General features: G+C 61.1%; 14 protein-coding genes. 2 read left to right on the forward strand and 12 right to left on the reverse strand.

The genetic code is table 11. From position 1 onward, the window contains the following. The 3 genes from hrpB to ACLBWT_RS00015 all read right to left on the reverse strand — a co-directional run. The coding region (gene hrpB / locus ACLBWT_RS00005) for an ATP-dependent helicase HrpB (RefSeq protein WP_447661085.1) at window positions 1-1,489 on the reverse strand (1,489 nt) is incomplete at its 3' end. Window positions 1,490-1,933: 444 nt separating this feature from the next. Beyond that, window positions 1,934-2,884 (reverse strand): magnesium/cobalt transporter CorA, encoded by a 951-nt coding sequence (corA, locus tag ACLBWT_RS00010; RefSeq protein ID WP_447661086.1) that lies wholly within the window; start codon window positions 2,882-2,884, stop codon window positions 1,934-1,936. 118 nt (window positions 2,885-3,002) lie between these two features. After that, window positions 3,003-4,004 (reverse strand): hypothetical protein, encoded by a 1,002-nt coding sequence (locus ACLBWT_RS00015; protein ID WP_447661087.1) that lies wholly within the window; start codon window positions 4,002-4,004, stop codon window positions 3,003-3,005. Between the two features lie 511 nt (window positions 4,005-4,515). On the opposite strand from ACLBWT_RS00015, the gene gluQRS reads away from it, so the two are divergent. Beyond that, window positions 4,516-5,487, forward strand: a complete 972-nt coding sequence (gene gluQRS, locus ACLBWT_RS00020; protein WP_447661088.1) for a tRNA glutamyl-Q(34) synthetase GluQRS — start codon at window positions 4,516-4,518, stop codon at window positions 5,485-5,487. 65 nt (window positions 5,488-5,552) lie between these two features. Here the strand turns inward: gluQRS and ACLBWT_RS00025 are convergent, their stop codons facing one another. Both ACLBWT_RS00025 and ACLBWT_RS00030 read right to left on the reverse strand, forming a co-directional pair. After that, the gene (locus ACLBWT_RS00025; RefSeq protein WP_447661089.1) at window positions 5,553-6,248 is read right to left on the reverse strand and encodes an MOSC domain-containing protein; all 696 of its coding nucleotides are present in this window, start codon (window positions 6,246-6,248) and stop codon (window positions 5,553-5,555) included. Between the two features lie 109 nt (window positions 6,249-6,357). Continuing rightward, window positions 6,358-8,607 (reverse strand): heavy metal translocating P-type ATPase, encoded by a 2,250-nt coding sequence (locus ACLBWT_RS00030; protein WP_447661090.1) that lies wholly within the window; start codon window positions 8,605-8,607, stop codon window positions 6,358-6,360. Between the two features lie 206 nt (window positions 8,608-8,813). On the opposite strand from ACLBWT_RS00030, the gene ACLBWT_RS00035 reads away from it, so the two are divergent. Further along, on the forward strand, window positions 8,814-10,247 hold the full coding sequence (locus ACLBWT_RS00035; RefSeq protein WP_447661091.1) for an MASE4 domain-containing protein: 1,434 nt from the start codon (window positions 8,814-8,816) through the stop codon (window positions 10,245-10,247). 56 nt (window positions 10,248-10,303) lie between these two features. Here the strand turns inward: ACLBWT_RS00035 and ACLBWT_RS00040 are convergent, their stop codons facing one another. The 7 genes from ACLBWT_RS00040 to ACLBWT_RS00070 all read right to left on the reverse strand — a co-directional run bounded on the left by ACLBWT_RS00040 (window position 10,304) and on the right by ACLBWT_RS00070 (window position 17,049). Further along, window positions 10,304-10,612 carry a rhodanese-like domain-containing protein gene (locus ACLBWT_RS00040; RefSeq protein WP_447661092.1) on the reverse strand — a complete coding sequence of 103 codons (309 nt, stop codon included), beginning with the start codon at window positions 10,610-10,612 and terminating at the stop codon, window positions 10,304-10,306. Continuing rightward, complete coding sequence (locus tag ACLBWT_RS00045) at window positions 10,602-10,994, reverse strand: DnaJ family domain-containing protein (RefSeq protein WP_447661093.1); 393 nt, start codon at window positions 10,992-10,994, stop codon at window positions 10,602-10,604. Before ACLBWT_RS00045 ends, ACLBWT_RS00040 begins: the two co-directional genes overlap by 11 nt. Then, a complete protein-coding gene (locus ACLBWT_RS00050; RefSeq protein WP_447661094.1) occupies window positions 10,991-11,305 on the reverse strand; it encodes a YbjQ family protein in 315 nt (104 codons plus the stop codon). Before ACLBWT_RS00050 ends, ACLBWT_RS00045 begins: the two co-directional genes overlap by 4 nt. Window positions 11,306-11,397: 92 nt before the next feature. After that, on the reverse strand, window positions 11,398-11,547 hold the full coding sequence (locus ACLBWT_RS00055; protein WP_447661095.1) for a hypothetical protein: 150 nt from the start codon (window positions 11,545-11,547) through the stop codon (window positions 11,398-11,400). Window positions 11,548-11,627: 80 nt separating this feature from the next. Further along, window positions 11,628-14,837: an efflux RND transporter permease subunit gene (locus tag ACLBWT_RS00060; protein WP_447661096.1), complete on the reverse strand. Its 3,210-nt coding sequence runs from the start codon at window positions 14,835-14,837 to the stop codon at window positions 11,628-11,630. A gap of 62 nt (window positions 14,838-14,899) precedes the next feature. Then, window positions 14,900-15,592 (reverse strand): response regulator transcription factor, encoded by a 693-nt coding sequence (locus ACLBWT_RS00065; RefSeq protein ID WP_447661097.1) that lies wholly within the window; start codon window positions 15,590-15,592, stop codon window positions 14,900-14,902. After that, entirely contained in the window at window positions 15,589-17,049 is a 1,461-nt protein-coding gene (locus tag ACLBWT_RS00070) for a sensor histidine kinase (RefSeq protein ID WP_447661098.1), read from the reverse strand. The genes ACLBWT_RS00065 and ACLBWT_RS00070 overlap by 4 nt, the downstream gene beginning before the upstream one ends. Window positions 17,050-17,255 lie beyond the last annotated feature (206 nt).

A 17,255-nucleotide genomic window follows, 5' to 3' on the forward strand; every position in this document is an offset into this window, starting at 1 on the left:
GCCACTGGCGCGCTTCCGCCGCGGCCTTCGCCGCAGCGGCTGCGAGCGCCGCGTCGCCTTCGCCGCGGGCTCCCGCGCGCAGCGCGGCAAGGCGCAGCCGCAGGTCGGCGCTGCGCTCGCCGCGCAGCAGATCCCGCTCGCCGAGCAGCGCGGCGAGCTCGCAGGCGGCGTCGCCCCAGCCGAGCCCGGCGGCGGCAAGCGCCATATGCGCGAGGCGCGGATGGCCGCCGAGCGCGGCCATCCGCCGGCCATGCGGCGTGATCCGCCCGTCGTCCGCGAGCGCGCCGAGCCGCTGCAGCAGCTCGCAGGCTTGCCCATAGGCAGCGGCCGGCGGCTCGTCGAGCCAGTCCAGCTCGGCGGGATCATGGACACCCCAGGCCGCCAGCTCCAGCGCAAGCGGAGCCAGATCCGCCTCCATCAGCTCCGGCGTGGCGAAAGGCGGCAAATGGCGATGCGCTTCCTCGCCCCACAGCCGCCAGCAAGCTCCAGGCGCCGTGCGGCCAGCCCGGCCGCGCCGCTGATCGGCGGAGGCGCGCGATACCGGCTCCGTCTCCAGCCGCGTCATGCCCGTGCGCGGCGAGAACTTCGGCACGCGCGCAAGGCCCGCGTCCACGACCGCGCGCACGCCTGCAACGGTCAAGCTGGACTCGGCGATGCCGGTCGCCAGCACGATCTTGCGGCTCCCCGGCGGGCATGGCGCGACGGCGTCGTCCTGCTCGCGCAGCGGCATGCTTCCATGCAGCTGGCGCAGAGCCGTTCCCTCCGGCAAGCCCATCCGGCGCAGCGCGTCTCCCGTCCTCCGGATCTCGGCCATGCCCGGCAGGAAGACGAGCACGTCGCCCTCCTGCTGCCGCAGCGCTTCCATCACGGCTGCGGCAGCATCCTGCTCCAGCCTGGAGCTGCTTCCTCGCGGCCGGTAGAACGTCTCGACCGGATATTGGCGCCCTTCGCTGAGAATGACCGGCGCTCCTCCGAGAAGCTCCGACACCTTCCCTGCCGCAAGCGTCGCCGACATGACGAGCAGCCTCAGGTCTTCCCTCAGCAGGGAAGCCGACTGCAGGCATAGGGCAAGACCGAGATCGCTGCTGAGATGCCGCTCATGGAACTCGTCGAAGATGACGGCCCCGTAAGCCTCGAGAGCCGGATCCTCCTGCAGCATGCGAGTCAGCACGCCTTCCGTCACGACCTCGATCCTAGTACCCGGGCCTACCTTCGTCTCCAGCCTGACCCGGTAGCCGACCGTCTCCCCCGCGCTCTCACCGAGGAAGCGCGCCATGTACGCAGCAGCCGAGCGCGCAGCCAGCCTGCGCGGCTCCAGCATGAGCAGCTTGCGCCCTTCCAGCCAGCGGCTCTTCAGCAAGGCGAGCGGAACGCGGGTCGTCTTGCCCGCTCCAGGCTGGGCGACCAGCACGGCGCGCGTACCGGAATCCAGCGCTTCCAGCAGCTCCGGCATCACTTCGTCTATGGGCAGTCTATCTGCCTCTGCCATGGAATTCCCTCCGGTTTCTATCGCGATGTACGGACTCTACTCTACCACACCGGAAGCCTTCGGCGCCAAGCCGTCGGCTCGGACTTCTCTCCCATCTCGAGTCAACCGAGCATTCTGGCGGCAATGCCGAATCCCTGCTTGCGGCGCACATGGCGCAGCATGCCTATCAGCGGCGTGTCATGCATCCTCCATGCCGCCGACAACAAAAGCCGCCCCGGCGGGACGGCTTCAACCTTCAAGGCTTAGAATTTAAAACTAAAAAATTCAGCCGCTCAACGCTCCAGAAATTCAAGAGTCCAGGAATTCCAGCCGTTCCCCTTTCAGGACTTAACCTTCCAAAGTTATGGAAAAAAGGCTCCTTTGCGGATGAAGCCGCCTTGCTTGATATGGATGGCGAGCATGGACATTTTTTAGGCATGAACCGCAATTCTGTGGTGTCTGCATTCAGTCGAACCACCCCTTGCGCCTGAACCAGGCGAACATGGCCAGCGCTATCATCCCCATCGCTCCCAGCACGACGAAGTAGCCGTAGCGGAACTCCAGCTCTGGCATCTTGACGAAGTTCATCCCGTACACGCCTGCGATGAAGGTCAGCGGCATGAAGATCGTCGTAATGACCGTGAGCGTCTTCATGATGCCGTTCATCCGATTGGAATTGTAGCTCATGAAGCTGTCGCGCAGGTCGGCCGTCATCTCGCGGCAGGCTTCCAGCGTCTCGGTCTGCTTCAGCAGATGGTCGTAGATGTCCAGATAGAACGCTTTGAAGTCCTTGAAGCTCGGAAGAGCTTCCGTGGAAGTGAGGCGGTAGAGCAGATCTCTCATCGGCACTATCGTCTTGCGCAGCTTCAGCAGCTTGGCCCTTATTGTGAAGATCTCGTCCATGCCGGATTGCTTCAAGTAGCCGGAGCTGTTGAGATCGGCGTCGAGGAGCTGGTCCTCGATGCCGTATACGGCGGGAAAATACCGGTCGACCAGCTTGTCCGTCACGCTGTAGGCTGCGAGCAGATGGCCCTTGCCGGGATGCTTCGGATGAATGGCGAGCGTCTCCCAGGCCTCGTCGACTTCTTGCGACTGGGCAAAATGAAACGTCACCGCGTAGTTCGATCCGAGAAACAGATTCACCTCGTCGACATGCAGCGTCTCTGGAATAAGCGCATGCATGACGAAGAAATGGACATCCTCGTAGTGGTCCACTTTGGGCCTTTGCAGCAGGTGAAGGCAGTCCTCGATCGCCAGAGGATGGAAATGGAATCGTTCGTCCAGCAAGGAAATCTCCTCCGCGCTCGGCCGGTCCATGTCCACCCAGTACCACACCGCCTCCATCGCATCGAGATCGTCCAGGCTTATATTCTTATGCACTTTTTTGGCCGCATCCATCGCCATGACTCGAATCATCTGTGTATTCCTCTCTATGCGAATCCCGCTTTCGGGATATATGCCTTCCGGCTTTTGTGAGTCATTGCTGCTTTACCTGATTTGGCATCCACGCTTCCAGCCTTTTCAGCCGCAGCTTCTATCCCCGGCCGGCCTCCATGATCAGCCGTTCCCGCTGCCGCTGGAGAGCGGACAGCTCCGACTCCTGACGAGTCCGGTCCCCATCAAGCGAACGGTACAGAGCGCGGGTTTCGACGAGCAGCTCGCGGGTATTTTCCCTGGAAGCCGTTATCTTGCTCTGCACGAACCAGTCCATCAGAAATCCGTCCAGCAAATAATCGCCCAGCCTGGCTCCGCTGCCGACCGGAATGCGGTACGCTTCTTCGCGCCCAAGATCGTTCAGCTCGGATTCCAGCCTTTTTGCTGCGCTGCGTGCGGCCCCCAGAGCTTCCTGGGCTTCGTCCATCCTCCGATGCTTGATATGCGTGGATATCATGCCTCCTCCAAGCATATCGTAGGTGCCCCAGTTGGAAGCCGACTCGAGGCTGGACAGCGCCTGCTGCAGCTTGCCGTTCAGATCGGAGCAGGCCGTACATGCTTCACGAAGCTCGGCCAGCAGGCTCGTTTTCCCGGCCAGCTCCGTATCCAGCCTCTCCAGCTCCTCCTTCGCTTCCGGAACGCGCAGCCGGATCAGCTCCTCCTTCCTTTGCTTCAGGACGGGAAGCATGCGGGCGGGGCCGATGTACTCCGCCAGCTTGAGGCCGACTTCCGAAAGTCCGGATTTCAACCTGTCCAGCTGCTCCTTGGCTTCCTTCAAGCGGAACAGGGCCTCGGCCGCCTCCTGCCGCTCCAGCTCCCGCTGCTCTTCAAGACCTCCCGTCAGCTTGAGCCATAACGCGCTCCAGCCAAGGCGGGACAGCTGCTCCACATCCTCATGCTCTTTGCGGCTGATATCCTCCAGCTCGAAAATTTTGCGCTCCATAGCGAAAATATCCTGGCGCAGCTTGTCCCTGCGCTTCTCGTGAAAGGCAAGCTCGGCTGCGGCGCGCTCCGCTTCCTCCAGCTGCTTCGTCAGGCTTCGAAGCTCGCTGTCCGTTCCCGCTTCTGGCAGGCGGTTGAAATCAGCGCTCTTATCGGTCATTGTTCCCGCTTCCTCCTCCGGCATTCCCGGCCTTCCTCGCCCGCTGGCATCCCGGCTATGAACAAGGATGAAAAATTCTATGTATGGAATGGCCCGGTTTCCTATGTAAATGATTTTGTTTGCATGCCTAGCTCCAATGAACTCCAGAGCTTGCTTGGCACGCCTGGCTCCAATGAACTCTAGAGCTTGCTTGGCATGCCTGGCTCCAATGAACTCCAGAGCTTGCTTGGCATGCCTGGCTCCAATGAACTCCAGAGCTTGCTTGGCATGGCCGATTTAAACTGCACGCCAGGCCTTGGCAAGGTCTGACTCCAACTGCTCGCCGGGCCTTGCCGGCATGCCCTGATTGCCATGCATACGAAGCTATGGTTCAAAAAGCCTTATCCAGCTCGGCCGAATTCATTCCCTGCCATTGTGCGACCGCGGCGGCTAATGCTATTATACCAAGCATAATCCGACTTGGCCGCCTTAATTGACGGCATAAGCACGCAAGGCAAGGAGAAGTGATGAAATGGCTGTCACAATCGGAAGATTCGCTCCGACCCCGTCAGGACTTATGCATCTGGGCAATGCGAGGACCGCCCTCCTGGCATGGCTGCAAATACGAGCCGCCGGAGGAACGTTCATCCTGCGCATGGAGGATATCGACGGCCCTCGCTCCAGATCACAATACGCGGAAGCGGCGCTGACGGATCTGCGCTGGCTCGGCATCGACTGGGACGAAGGCCCGGACATCGGCGGCGCCTGCGGACCGTACACGCAGAGCGAGCGGCTTCCTCTCTACCGGGAAGCTCTGGACAAGCTGGCGGCTCGGGGAATGCTCTACCCTTGCTATTGCAGCCGCGCGGAGCTCGCCTCCGTCGCCAGCGCTCCTCATGGCCTCTCGTCGGAAGGCCCCGCCTATCCGGGAACATGCAGGCATCTTGGAGAGGCGCAGAGGCAGGAGCGCGGCAAGGCCAAAGAGCCTTCGCTGAGGATGGCCGTCGATGCCGGGCGCGTCGTGTCGTTCGAAGACTTGGCCGCAGGACATCAGCATACGGCTCCGGGCGCAGGAGGCGACTTCGTCGTCCGGCGGGCGGACGGCATCTTCAGCTATCAGCTGGCCGTAACGGTGGACGATGCCCTGATGGGCGTGACCGATGTGCTGCGCGGGAGCGATCTGCTGGACTCCACTCCCCGCCAGCTGCTGCTCTATGAAGCGCTCGGCTTCGCTCCTCCCCGGTTCGCCCATGTTCCGCTGCTGATGGGACCGGACGGCAAGCGGCTGGCCAAGCGCCATGGCGGCATCTCCCTGTCCGCCATCCGGGAATCAGGCGCCAGGCCGGAAGCGGTCGTCGGCCTGCTCGCCTTCTGGAGCGGCCTGCAGGACCGCCCGGAAGCCCTCGCCGCCCACGAGCTGGCGCCGGCCTTCCGCCTGGAGAATGTCCCCGCGACGCCTGTCGTCGTGCACGAGGAGGACCTGCGGCTGATCGCAATTCCGTAACCATACCTGCGGTCTAATGACTGCCGCATAAAATGAAGGAATCAACCATGCGGCGAAAACGTTCGCTAAGCCTGCTCCGGAAGCTCGACGGGCAGGACGACAGCCCCTTTTTCAAACCGCTTCCGCAGAGCCTGCCGCCAATCCGATCCGAGAGCTTCCACGGCAAGCACCCGTTCCGCCTTGGCGCTCCAGTTCGAAGATCGGTCGTAGAAGACATCGAAGGCTTCCTTCACCGTCACCTGCAGCGGATGCCGCTGCAGCTCGACCGCGTTGCCGGCCTCGACCGCGCCTTCCTCCAGAACCCGCAGATAATACCCGCCATACCCGGTTTCCTTCACCCATAGAGGAAGCTTTGGCTGATTCAGCCACACTCCCAGCTTGTAGCAGGGCTGGCGGGGCTCCGTCACCTCCAGCAGGGCCGCTCCGATGCGCAGCTTGTCCCCGATGCACACGAATTCTTCATGCAGGCCGGCCACGGTCAAGTTCTCTCCGAACAAACCCGGCCTGCTTTCGATTCCGAGCTTGTTCTCCCAATAAGGATAACGGTCGGCCGAGAACATGAGCACCGCCTTGTCCGGACCTCCGTGGACGGAAGGCTCTGCCTGGGAGTCGCCGTCGACTTGGCGGAAGCGAACCGTCACCGCGCCGGAGCGCGGCGTCTTGTTGATGGCGGATAAGACCGAGCGCCCTTTTAAATCGAGACGCTGCGGCCGGCCTGTCTGGATGGAGATGAGATATCCCGCCGCGTGCTCTGTTTTCATGCCGCTTCCTCCTTCCCAAAAGGGGATTCAATGCCGATAGACTGGCGTGCCTGCTCCAAACCGAATGATATTACCCCTGAAAGTCATGGTCCAATCGGCCTCCTCCGCCTCAGCGGTTCGACAGCAGCCGGCTGATGCCTCCCGACAGCCGCAGCGAATTGGCGACGACGGTCACCGAGCTGAGCGCCATCGCGGCGCCGGCCATCCACGGCTCCAGCAGGCCGAGCGCAGCCACCGGGACCATGACGGCATTGTAAAGAAACGCGAACGCCAGATTCTGCCGGATATTGCGAACCGTCAGCCGGCTGACTCCGATCGCGTCCCGAATTCCGGTCAGGCTCGGCCTCAGCAGCGTAATATGCCCGGCGTCAAGAGCGGCGTCCGTGCCGTCGCCCATGGCGAATCCGGCGTCGGAGGCTGCCAGAGCCGGAGCGTCGTTCCAGCCGTCGCCCGCCATGGCCACGACGCGTCCTTGCTTCTGGAGCGAGCGGATCAGCTCCAGCTTGCCTTCCGGAAGCATGCCGGACTTCACCTTGCGGATGCCGGCTTCGCGCGCCGCGGCGGCGGCCGGACCGGAGCTGTCTCCGGTAGCGAGCACAAGCTCCAGCCCATCATGCCGCAGCGCTTCGACGGCACGAGCCGATGATGGGCGGAGCCGATCGCCGAGCGCGACCGCCCCGATGCATGTACCCTCCAGCGAGACGAACAGCACCGTCTCTCCGGACTCCTCCCGCGCCTGCGCGAATGAAGCGGCTTCCCCCATGCCCTGCCAGCGCTCCTGCGCTGCGAGCTGCCTGCCCCCGATGGCGGCCCGTCCTTCCGTACAGGTCGCCGCCGCTCCGAATCCGGGCCATTCGAGAGCTTGCTCCACGGCCGGAATGACGATTCCCCGCTTGCGCGCTTCCCCTCGAATGGACAGGGCATAAGGATGGCGCGAATCTCCTTCTGCCGCGGCCGCCAGGCGCAGCACGGCAGCCGGGCCGAATCCGGTAGCGGGAGCATGGACGGCCGTCACGCCGGGACGCCCTTCCGTAAGCGTGCCTGTCTTGTCCAGCAGGACGGTATCCAGCTGGGCCAGACGTTCCAGCGCGCCAGCCTCCTTCAGCACAATCCCTTGGCGGGCCAGCTTGCCGGATGCGATGACCAGAGAGATCGGCGTCGCGAGTCCAAGCGCGCAAGGACAGGCGACGAGCAGCACCGACAGCGCGCTCAGCATCGCGCTGCGCAGGCTGTCGCTGCTGCCGGAGAGAAGCCAGCCTGCGAACGTCAGCGCGGCAAGCAGCAGCATGACGGGAACAAACCGGGCCGACCAGGCATCCACCTTCTTCTGGATTCCCGTCTTCGCTGCCTGGGCTTGGCGGAGCAGCGCGCCGATCCGGCTGAGCATCGTGCCTTCTCCGGTCTTCTCCGTCCTGATTCGCAGCGTATCGCCGCGATTGAACGTGCCTGCCCATACGAGACTGCCCGGAAGCTTGGGCACCGGGCGGCTCTCTCCCGTCAGCAGCGACTCGTCCGCTTCCGATTGGCCGCCGGTGACGATGCCGTCCACCGGAATCAACTCGCCGGGACCGACGAGCACGATGTCCCCGTCGCGGACGCTTTCGGCCGGAATGCGGCTGATTTCATCGGCTCTTTGGACCGTGACGTCGCGCGAAGCCAGCTTGGCATACCCGTCGCTTTCGCGAAGCGCCCTGGCGCTGGAGCGGGATTCCATGTATTTGCCTAGAAGCACCGCCGTAATGACGATGGCCCCGGTGTCGAAGTAGACGGGAAGAAGAGCACCATGTCCTTCCCCTGCGCTGGCAGCGCCGCGGATTCCCTGGGTGAAGACGATATAATGGCTGTACAGATATGCCGATGACGTCCCGATCACGACCAGAACGTCCATGTTGGCTGTCCGTTCGCGGAGCGCGCTCCAGGCGTTGAGGTAAAAAGGAAGCCCGATCCATAGCTGGATGATGGTCGCCAAAGCAAGCTGGACCCATGCATTGCCTACCAGCGCCGGAACCGGAACGCCGCCCAGCCAGCTGTAATGCGAGACCATCGCCCACAAGAGCGGAACGGACAGCAGCAGCGACAGCAGCGAGCGGTTCCGCAATTCCGCCATTTCCTTCATATGGCTTGTCCGGTCTCCCGGCTCGGATGTCGCGAAGCCAAGCTGGCGGACTCTTTCCTTGATGGCATCCGGCTGCTGCCTGCCGGCCTCATACCGGATCCAGGCCATGCGGGATGCATAGCTGACGGAAGCTTCCGTCACTCCTTCCATCTTGGCCAGCGCCCGCTCGATCCTTGCCGCGCAGGCGGTGCAGCTCATGCCCTGGATGCCGAGATCCAGCGCGGCCGTCGTTCCTTCGTTCATCCCGGCGCTCCTCCCTTGCCGATAGCTAGATTCATAGAACCGTCCCTATCAACTATATGGCTGCCGCCGGTCCTTCATTCCTTTCCGATTCAGTATTTGCGGGACTGCTGCCGATATAGGTTCTAACTCTGCTTGCGAATCCCATGCAGAAGTCCATATACGCGCCCCCATTCAACCCGGATGAGCGAGCCCGGAGGAGTAAGACCATGAACGAACAGCTTCCCTATTCCAATCAAGTGCTGACGATCGTCACCACCCGCAGGCAATATGCTGCCGCGATTTCGGCGACTTTGCTGCTGCTTCTCATCTCGGCGGCGGCACTGCCATTCGGCGATCTCTCTCTGTCGGTCGTCAAGCCCTTCCTGCCCGCCTTCATCGCCTGGCTCCTGTTCGGAGACCTGCTCACCGCCCATCTGCTCTACAGCCAGTACAGAGCCATCGGCAACCTCTCGATTCTTATTCTGGCCTGCACCTACCTGTTCACGGCCCTCATCATGATCCCCTATATCCTGACGTATCCCGGCGTCTTCACGGAAAATGGAATGCTGTCCGCCGGCCCGCAGACCTCCTCCTGGCTGTGGGTATGCTGGCATGCCGGCTTTCCTGCCGGCATCATCTCCTATCTGCTCGCCGACCGCTGGGAGAAGCGGCCCGTCGAACAGAGCCGGAACAGGCTGTGGGCTTACATGCTGACTTCCGGCATCCTCATCCTCGTCGCGGCCGCCGCTGTCGTGACGACATCAGCCCATGACAGCCTGCCGGTGCTCGTGCAGCACAACAAGTTCAATCATCTCACGAACGTCGTCGTCAAGCCGCTCATGCTGATGCTGAATGTCCTTGCCCTGATCCTGCTTGTAGGGATGAAAAAAGGAAAAACCGTCCTCAGCCTCTGGCTGAGCGTCGCCCTCCTGGCGTTTCTGATGGACATCGTCGTCTCCTTGCCTGCCGGCTCCAGGTACACGTTCGGCTGGTACATGTCCAGATTCAACTCGCTCGTGTCCGCCCTCGTGCTCATTTGCGCCATCATCTACGAGGTCAACCGCCTGTATGTCCGGCTCGTCAAGCAGCAGAAGGACCTGGTCGAATCCCAGGAAGAGCTCCGCGCCATGAACGAGCAGCTGACGCTGCTCACCAACCTCGACGGACTGACAGGCATCTCGAACCGCCGCAGATTCGACGAGCTGCTCGACGGCATGCTTCAGGAATCCCGCCTCAAGGGGCATCCATGCTCGCTGCTGCTGCTGGATATCGATTTCTTCAAGCTGTACAACGACCGATACGGCCATCAGAAGGGCGATCTGGTCCTGAAGAAGGTCGCTCAGCTCATCGACGGCTGTCTCCGGGACGGCAAAGGTGTCGCCGCCAGGTACGGAGGCGAGGAATTCGCGGTCCTGCTTCCATACTCCGACCGCGCGGAAGCTCTCGGCATGGCGCATGTGATTCTGGATGCCATCCAGGACGCAGACATCCTTCATGAATCCTCTCTCGTCGCCCCGCGCATCACCGCAAGCATCGGATGCTGCACGAGCAATCGCGGAGAAGCTTGGAGCCGCGAGGAAATGATCTCGCGTGCGGACAGCGCCCTCTACAAGTCCAAGGCCGAAGGCCGCAATCGCGCAACCGCTGCGGAAGAGGAATAATATCATGAAATAAGGCCTTTCCCGATCGCCCAGGAAAGGCCTTTTCCGATTGACTCCTATTCGCCTTCGACGATGCTTCCGTTCCAGGCCAGCATCCCGCCCTGAACGTTGACGACATCGTAGCCGAGCGCCTGCAAGTATTCGCATGCCCGGCTGCTGCGGCCGCCGCTGCGGCAAATCAGCAGCAGCGGGCCTTCGCCGTCAAGCTCCCCGAGGCTGTCCGGCAGACGGGAGAGCGCGACATGCCGCGCTTGCGGAATATGTCCCGCTTCCCATTCGTCATCCTCGCGCACATCGAACAGGCGCGGGGTTTCTCCCGTCTCCAATAAATGCTGCAGTTCCTCCGTCGTGATCTCAGCGCTCATGCCGCTGTTCCCCTTCCAGTCTCGCTTGAATTTTGTCCTTGTAGTCGGCATATGCCTGCAGATGGTCCCATCCCCTCGACCCCGTCAGCGACTGCAGCCGCAGCCTCTTGGCGGACAGCTCCTTCTGCAGGCTCGTCCGCTCCTCGTCGCTGCCGCACATCGCAAGCAGGCTGCCGAGTGTCGCGATATCCTTGTTCAGCTGCACCTCTTCAGGCACGATTCCGGCATTTTTCAATACCCGATATGCGGCTCTGAGCTCTTCCGGAATGTGGGAGAGGTCATCTAGATCGAGAGGCTTGCCAATCCCCTTGAGGTCGTCGAATTCGCCGTCCTTGATGGCTAGCTTGATCTTCTCGTCGGCCAGCCAGTGCAGGAAGCTCATGGGATCCTTACGGCAGTTCCGCTGCAGGTGACCATCAGCATGCCGTCGCGGACGACTTCATAGTCGAGATCGACTCCGACGATGGCATTGGCTCCGAGTCTGGCAGCCTGCTGCCGCATCTCCTCGATGGCGATGTCGCGGGCCTGCTTCAGCTTGCCCTCGTAAGCGCCGGAGCGCCCTCCTACCACATCCGTGATGGATGCGAGAAAATCACGGACGACGTTCGCTCCCATGATCGCTTCTCCATTCACGATTCCGGAATACTCCTGAATCGGCCTTCCTTCAATCGTCGGTGTCGTCGTGATCAGCATATCGGCATCCCCTTTTCGGATTATTTGCTGCAAGCTGGCTCATAAGCCGGTCTCTTCCCATTTTACCCCTGCGAGGCGATCGCCGGCAACCGTTACCGACACCGGACAGCTGCAGGCAAGCCGGGACGAGGCTGCAGGACGAGCTTGAAGCGGTACTCCTCCAGCTCCCCTTCCAGCTCGTAATGGCCTTCATTGATTTCCCTTGCATGGATTTCCTCCTTGTGCGTCCGATGGAAAGTCACTCCCCGTAGTGTCGCCGCCGCCTGCACGCGATATCCAAAAAAAGAATCCTGCCCTCGAGGGGCAGGATTCGGGAGAAGCTTTATTCGGCCGCCGTCTCCAGCGAGCCGCTGCGCTGGCGCTTGGCGCGCCTGCGGTTCAGGAACTCGTAGACGACCGGAACGATGATCAGCGTCAGCAGCGTGGAGCTTGTCAAGCCGCCGATGACGGTGACTCCAAGCCCTTTGGAGATCAGCGCGCCGGATTCGAAGCCGAACGCCAGCGGGAGCAAAGCCCCGACCGTAGCGATAGCGGTCATCAGAATCGGACGCAGCCTTGTTCCGCCTGCTTCAAGCAGCGCGTCGCGGACGCTCATTCCTTCGCGTTCCATGTGGATGACGCGGTCGATCAGCACGATCGCGTTGGTGACGACGATGCCGATCAGCATGAGCATGCCGATAAGCGCGGTGACGCTGATCGTTTCCTTGGCGATGAGCAGGCCCACCAAGGCGCCGATGACGGTGAACGGAAGCGAGAACAGAATCGTCAGCGGCGTCAGCGCGCCGCCGAATGTAATGACGAGGACGAGGTAGACGACGGCGATCGCAACGGCGATCGCGAGTCCGAGCTGCTTGAAGGATTCTCCGATATCCTCGGTCACTCCGCCCATCTCGACGTCGACATTGGAAGGAAGCTTGAGCTCGTCAATGACCTTCTGCACGTCCTTGGAAGCTTTGCTGATGTCGGATGAGGTGACATCGGCCGTCACGCTGGCATAAATGCGGTCGCCTTTGCGGGTGACCGTATTCGGCGTGGTGCCTTCCTCGATCGTCGCGACGTCGCCGAGCTTGACGGTGCCGCCGAGCGGAGTCGGAATCAAGGCGTTTTCAAGGGCTGCTTTGTCCGCATAGGTTTTGACCTCTGTTTTGACATGCACGTTCAGCTTCTCGCCATCCTTTTCGATGGTCGTCAAGACAGGCTGCTCGCGCACCGGACTAAGCGCCATCGCAAGCTGGCCGGCGGACAGGCCGTGCTGGCTCAGCTTTTTGGTATCGGCGGCGATTCGGTACTGCTCATACGTTTTCGATAGGCTCGTGTCCACGTTCGACAGGTTGGCGACCGACTTCAGCTTGTCGCTGATCTCGGACACGACCGGCTCCAGCTCCTTCATGTCCGGTCCGTAGGCCGTGACAGTCAGGCTGCTGCCGCCGAGGCCGCCGCCTCCGAAGTCCTGCTGCTTCCACTCGCCTTCGCTCGTGTTTTTCTGCAGCAGCTCGACGACGGCTTTCTTCTCGTCCTCAAAATGCTTGAAGTCGCTGTTGTAGCGGATATTGAACAGCGCTTGCTTGGAAGCGCCCGGACTGAACGGGTTGCTGCCGCCGATGGAATATTGGACGATCTCGACGCCTTCGCGGCCCATGATCTCCTTCTCCGCAGTCGTCGCATACCCTTCCACATCCTCGGCCGTCTCTCCCGGAGCCGGATTGTAGGTAATGATCATGGAGTTGTCTCCGCCGCTCGAGATGAAGCTGACTCCGATAAGCGGCGTCAGGAACAAGCTGCCTACGAGAAGCAATACGGCAGCGCCGAACGACAGTCCTTTATGGTCGAGGCACCAGCGCAGGACACGCTTGTATCCGTTGGCCAGACGGCTCGGCTTGTCCTCATGCTTCGTACCCTTGAGACCATTGCGGAACATCATATGGGCCAGCATCGGAACGACCGTCACCGCGACGACCAGGGAAGCGAGCAGAGAGAATACCATCGTAAGGGCGAACGGCAGGAAAATCTCGCCGATCATGCCCGATACGAATCCTAGCGGGAGGAATACGGCGATCGTAACGATCGTGGACGCCGCGATCGGGACGAACATTTCCCTGGTCGCTGAGATGATCAGCTCCCGGCCGGTCAGCTTCTCGCTGGACATCGCCATCCGCCGGTATATATTTTCGATGACGACGATGGAATCGTCCACGACCCGCCCGATCGCCACCGTCATGGCGCCGAGAGTCATGATGTTCAGCGTGATGTCGAACTCCTGCAGCACGAGCACGGCGATCAGCAGCGACAGCGGAATCGAGACGACCGAGATGATCGTCGAACGGATGTCGCGCAGGAAGAGCAGGATGATGAGGATCGCGAATGCCGCGCCGAGAATGGCTTTCGTGAGCATCGTCTCCACCGAGTCCTTGATCGGCTTGCCCTGGTCGAGCGTTATCGTGGAAGTAATTCCGTCGTATTTGGCCGTCAGCTCATCCATCTTGGATTTGACGGCATCCGTGACGTCGACCGTATTGGCGTCGGCCGCTTTGACGATGGACACGCCGATGCTGTCCTTGCCGTTCGTCCGGGAAATGGAGTCGGCCTTGCCCGTAACGGCGACGTCGGCCACCTGGCTCAGCTTGACGGTCGGCAGCGTGATGCCGCCCGGCGCAGCCGCGCCGCTTTGGGAAGCTGCAGCTCCTTGGCCCGGCGCAGCTTGGCCAGCGCCGCCGGCTTCGGCACCTGCTCCAGCACCTGCACCCGCCCCGGCGCCCGCACCTGCACCCGCTCCGGCGCCTGCTGCCGAAGGAATCAACGGAATTTCGATGTTCAAGAGATCGTCCGCCGTCATGATCTGCCCGTCGACGACGATCGATTTCTCCGAGCTGCCGAAGGTGAAGATGCCGAGCGGAACGTTCACGGCAGCCGCTTTGACCGCATTCTGGACCGATTCCGGCGTCAGGCCGTACTTGGCCAGCTCATCCGCCTTATAGCTGAGCTCCGCGTCTTCGACATGCTGGCCGGAGATTTGGATCGATGCGACGCCTTCCAAGCCTTTGAGCTCCGGAACGATATCGTTCTCGACCGTTTTGGTCAGCGCGGCCAGATTCTCTTTGCTGCTCGAGATGCTGAGGGATGTCACCGGGAATGCATTGAGGCTCAGCCTCGATACGGATGGATCCTGGACGCCATCCTTGAGCTTCAGGCTGCTCAGAGCCTCGCTCACTTCCTGCTGCGCCTTTTCCATGTCTTTGCCGAAGCCGTACTCGATGACGATGGAAGAAGCGTTCTCGTAAGAAGTGGAGCTGACCTCCTTCACTCCATCCAGATTGCGGGTCGCCTGCTCGACCGGTTTCGTGACGGATTCAAGCACTTCCTCCGGCGAGGCGCCCGGATAGACCGTCGTGACGGTTACGATCGGCACCGTAATGTCGGGCAGCGTCTCCATCTTCATGTTGGTCCCGGCGTAGACCCCGCCGAACACCACGATCAGCGTCATCAGCCACAACGCGAATTTGTTGTTGATCGAAAATCGGATTATGCTCTTCAACCTGGATTCACTCCTCTATTCGTATGATTTCTCTCTATGCGGTGCAGCGGCGGCCAGCCGCGTTACGCCCTCAGCCTGTAGCCGATGCCCCACACCGTCTCGATGAATTTGGGCTCGGAGGGGACTTCCTCGATCTTCTCCCGCAGCCTGCGGACATGCACCGTCAAGGTGGCGATGTCCCCGATGGAGTCAAGGCCCCATACTCTCTCGAACAGCTCCTCCTTGCCGAATACGCGGCCCGGATGGGAGGCGAGCAGCAGGAGCAGCTCGTATTCCTTGTTCGTCAGAGCGGCCTCGTCCCCATTGACGAACACCTGGCGGGCGGACTTGTCGATGAGCAGCCCGTGGATGCGCAGCCTCTCTCCTTCGGCGGGCGTCGCCTTGCCGGTCAGCCGGTCGTAGCGGGACAGATGGGCTTGCACCCTCGCCACCATTTCGCCGGGGCTGAACGGCTTGGTCATATAATCGTCCGCTCCAAGCCCGAGGCCGCGGATTTTATCGATATCCTCTTTTTTGGCGGAAATCATGAGGATCGGGACATCCTTTTCCTTGCGCAGCCTGCGGCAAATCTCGAATCCGTCCGCGAAGGGCAGCATCAGATCCAAGATGACGAGATCGTAGGGATGCTGGAGCGCGCGTGCGAGACCGGTGTCTCCCCGCTGCTCAATATCCGCCTCGAATCCGTGGCTCTCCAGGTAATCGCGCTGCAATTCCGCTATGGAGCTTTCGTCTTCGATGATCAACACGCGTTTCATGGTTTCGCCTCCTTGGAGCCGGCCGTTTCCAGAGGCAGCCGCATCATGAACGCCGCGCCCCCCTCCGCCCTGTTGCGCGCCGTGACGGCGCCGCCGTGTCCTTCCGCGATCTGCCTGACGATAGCGAGCCCGAGGCCGCTGCCGCCGGTTTCCGGATTGCGGGACATCTCCGCCCGGTAGAAGCGGTCGAACACGAAGGGCAGAGCCTCCTCGTCGATGCCTGGCCCGGTGTCCTCGATGATGATATCGGCAGCCTCTGCTGCCGCTTCAAGTCTCAAGACGACCTTCCGTTCATCCGAGCTCGCGAGCGACATGTACTTGGCGCTGTTGTCCAGCATGTTGTCCAGCGCTCTGCCGAGCTTTTCCGGATCGGCCATGACATGCATCGGACTGTGCTCATCGCCGATATGCGCCGAGAGCAGGATGCCCGATTTCTCGAGCTCGAAGCTTTTTTCCTCCAGGTAATGCCGCAGGAAAACCTTGAGATCGATTCGCCGGAACAGGAATTCCTCCTTGTGTAGATCCAGCTTGGAATAGAGGAACAGCTCGTCGATCAGCCTGTCCATATCCTTCGCTTTGCGGAATACGGTCCGGAGATATCTCTCCTGCTTCTCCGGCGTGTCGGCGACTCCGTCCAGCAAGCCCTCCACATAGCCTCGGACTGCCGTAATCGGAGTCTTGAGATCATGGGAGATGTGGGACAGCAGCATCTTGCGGTTCTCCTCGTACTGCTGCATCTGCTGAATCGTCAGCTTCAGGCGGCTGCGCATCTCCTCGAAAGCCGTTCCTACCTGGCCGATCTCGTTGTTGCCTGCCGGAAGCGGAACGGGCTCCAGATTGCCCTCCTTGAGGGAAAGAGCCGCATTTTTGAGGCGCGAAAGAGGCCGGGTAATGGAACGGGAGACGATCAGCGCCATGAGAGCGCTCATCAGGCCGACGGCCAGCAGCAGCAGCATCGTGATCAGCGGCCGCCAAAATACCGGTATGGCCTCGCTCAGCCTGAACATCGCCGCCTTGCCCGGAGTTCCGTCCGGATAAGTGAATCCTGCATGGAACACCTCGTAGCTGTACGAGCCGATCGTCAACGGATCGTGCTTATCCCCGTTCTGACGGAGAAGCTTCTCCGGCTGTCCGCTCTCCAAGGCCAGCGACGAGGAATAGGCGATCGCTCCGTCCTTCTGCAGAACGAAGCCGCTCAGGACCTCGTTCATCCGGCCGTCGAGCTGCTTGAGATAGCCATCGTCCAGCAGCTTGCCGGAATCATGCTGAAGCACGTACCACAGCTCGCCGAACTGGACGGCTTGCCCGTACTCCTTGTCCCTGTTTTTTTCAAAGAAATCGCGCAAATCCTGATAACCCATCATATAGAGCATGAACGACATGACCGCAGTCATCAGCACGAGAGGAACGGCAGCCATGGCAATGTAGGACAGCATCAGCTTGAAACGGATCGACATGGCGATCCTCCTTCCCGGCGCCGGCTGCGGCAGCATCAATGTTCATTCTAACGGATAGATCTAAACCATTAGGGTGCCATTTCTTACAAAATTATTAATTCTCGCTTGAATACATCCCGTTATGGAGTTTTCCGAGCTGAATTTCCTGCGGGCTTTGAAAGAATGGATGGATGGCGAGAGCCTTTTCAATACGAGCACAATAGAAA

The sequence above is a fragment of the Paenibacillus sp. D51F genome (assembly GCF_053345695.1).

Excerpts from the sequence above, each read along its gene's own strand:
- corA (WP_447661086.1), bottom strand. The coding sequence starts at position 2,884 with ATGATTCGAGTCATGGCGATGGATGCGGCCAAAAAAGTGCATAAGAAT.
- ACLBWT_RS00015 (WP_447661087.1), bottom strand. The coding sequence starts at position 4,004 with ATGACCGATAAGAGCGCTGATTTCAACCGCCTGCCAGAAGCGGGAACG.
- gluQRS (WP_447661088.1), top strand. The coding sequence starts at position 4,516 with ATGGCTGTCACAATCGGAAGATTCGCTCCGACCCCGTCAGGACTTATG.
- ACLBWT_RS00025 (WP_447661089.1), bottom strand. The coding sequence starts at position 6,248 with ATGAAAACAGAGCACGCGGCGGGATATCTCATCTCCATCCAGACAGGC.
- ACLBWT_RS00030 (WP_447661090.1), bottom strand. The coding sequence starts at position 8,607 with ATGAACGAAGGAACGACGGCCGCGCTGGATCTCGGCATCCAGGGCATG.
- ACLBWT_RS00035 (WP_447661091.1), top strand. The coding sequence starts at position 8,814 with ATGAACGAACAGCTTCCCTATTCCAATCAAGTGCTGACGATCGTCACC.
- ACLBWT_RS00040 (WP_447661092.1), bottom strand. The coding sequence starts at position 10,612 with ATGAGCGCTGAGATCACGACGGAGGAACTGCAGCATTTATTGGAGACG.
- ACLBWT_RS00045 (WP_447661093.1), bottom strand. The coding sequence starts at position 10,994 with ATGAGCTTCCTGCACTGGCTGGCCGACGAGAAGATCAAGCTAGCCATC.
- ACLBWT_RS00050 (WP_447661094.1), bottom strand. The coding sequence starts at position 11,305 with ATGCTGATCACGACGACACCGACGATTGAAGGAAGGCCGATTCAGGAG.
- ACLBWT_RS00065 (WP_447661097.1), bottom strand. The coding sequence starts at position 15,592 with ATGAAACGCGTGTTGATCATCGAAGACGAAAGCTCCATAGCGGAATTG.
- ACLBWT_RS00070 (WP_447661098.1), bottom strand. The coding sequence starts at position 17,049 with ATGTCGATCCGTTTCAAGCTGATGCTGTCCTACATTGCCATGGCTGCC.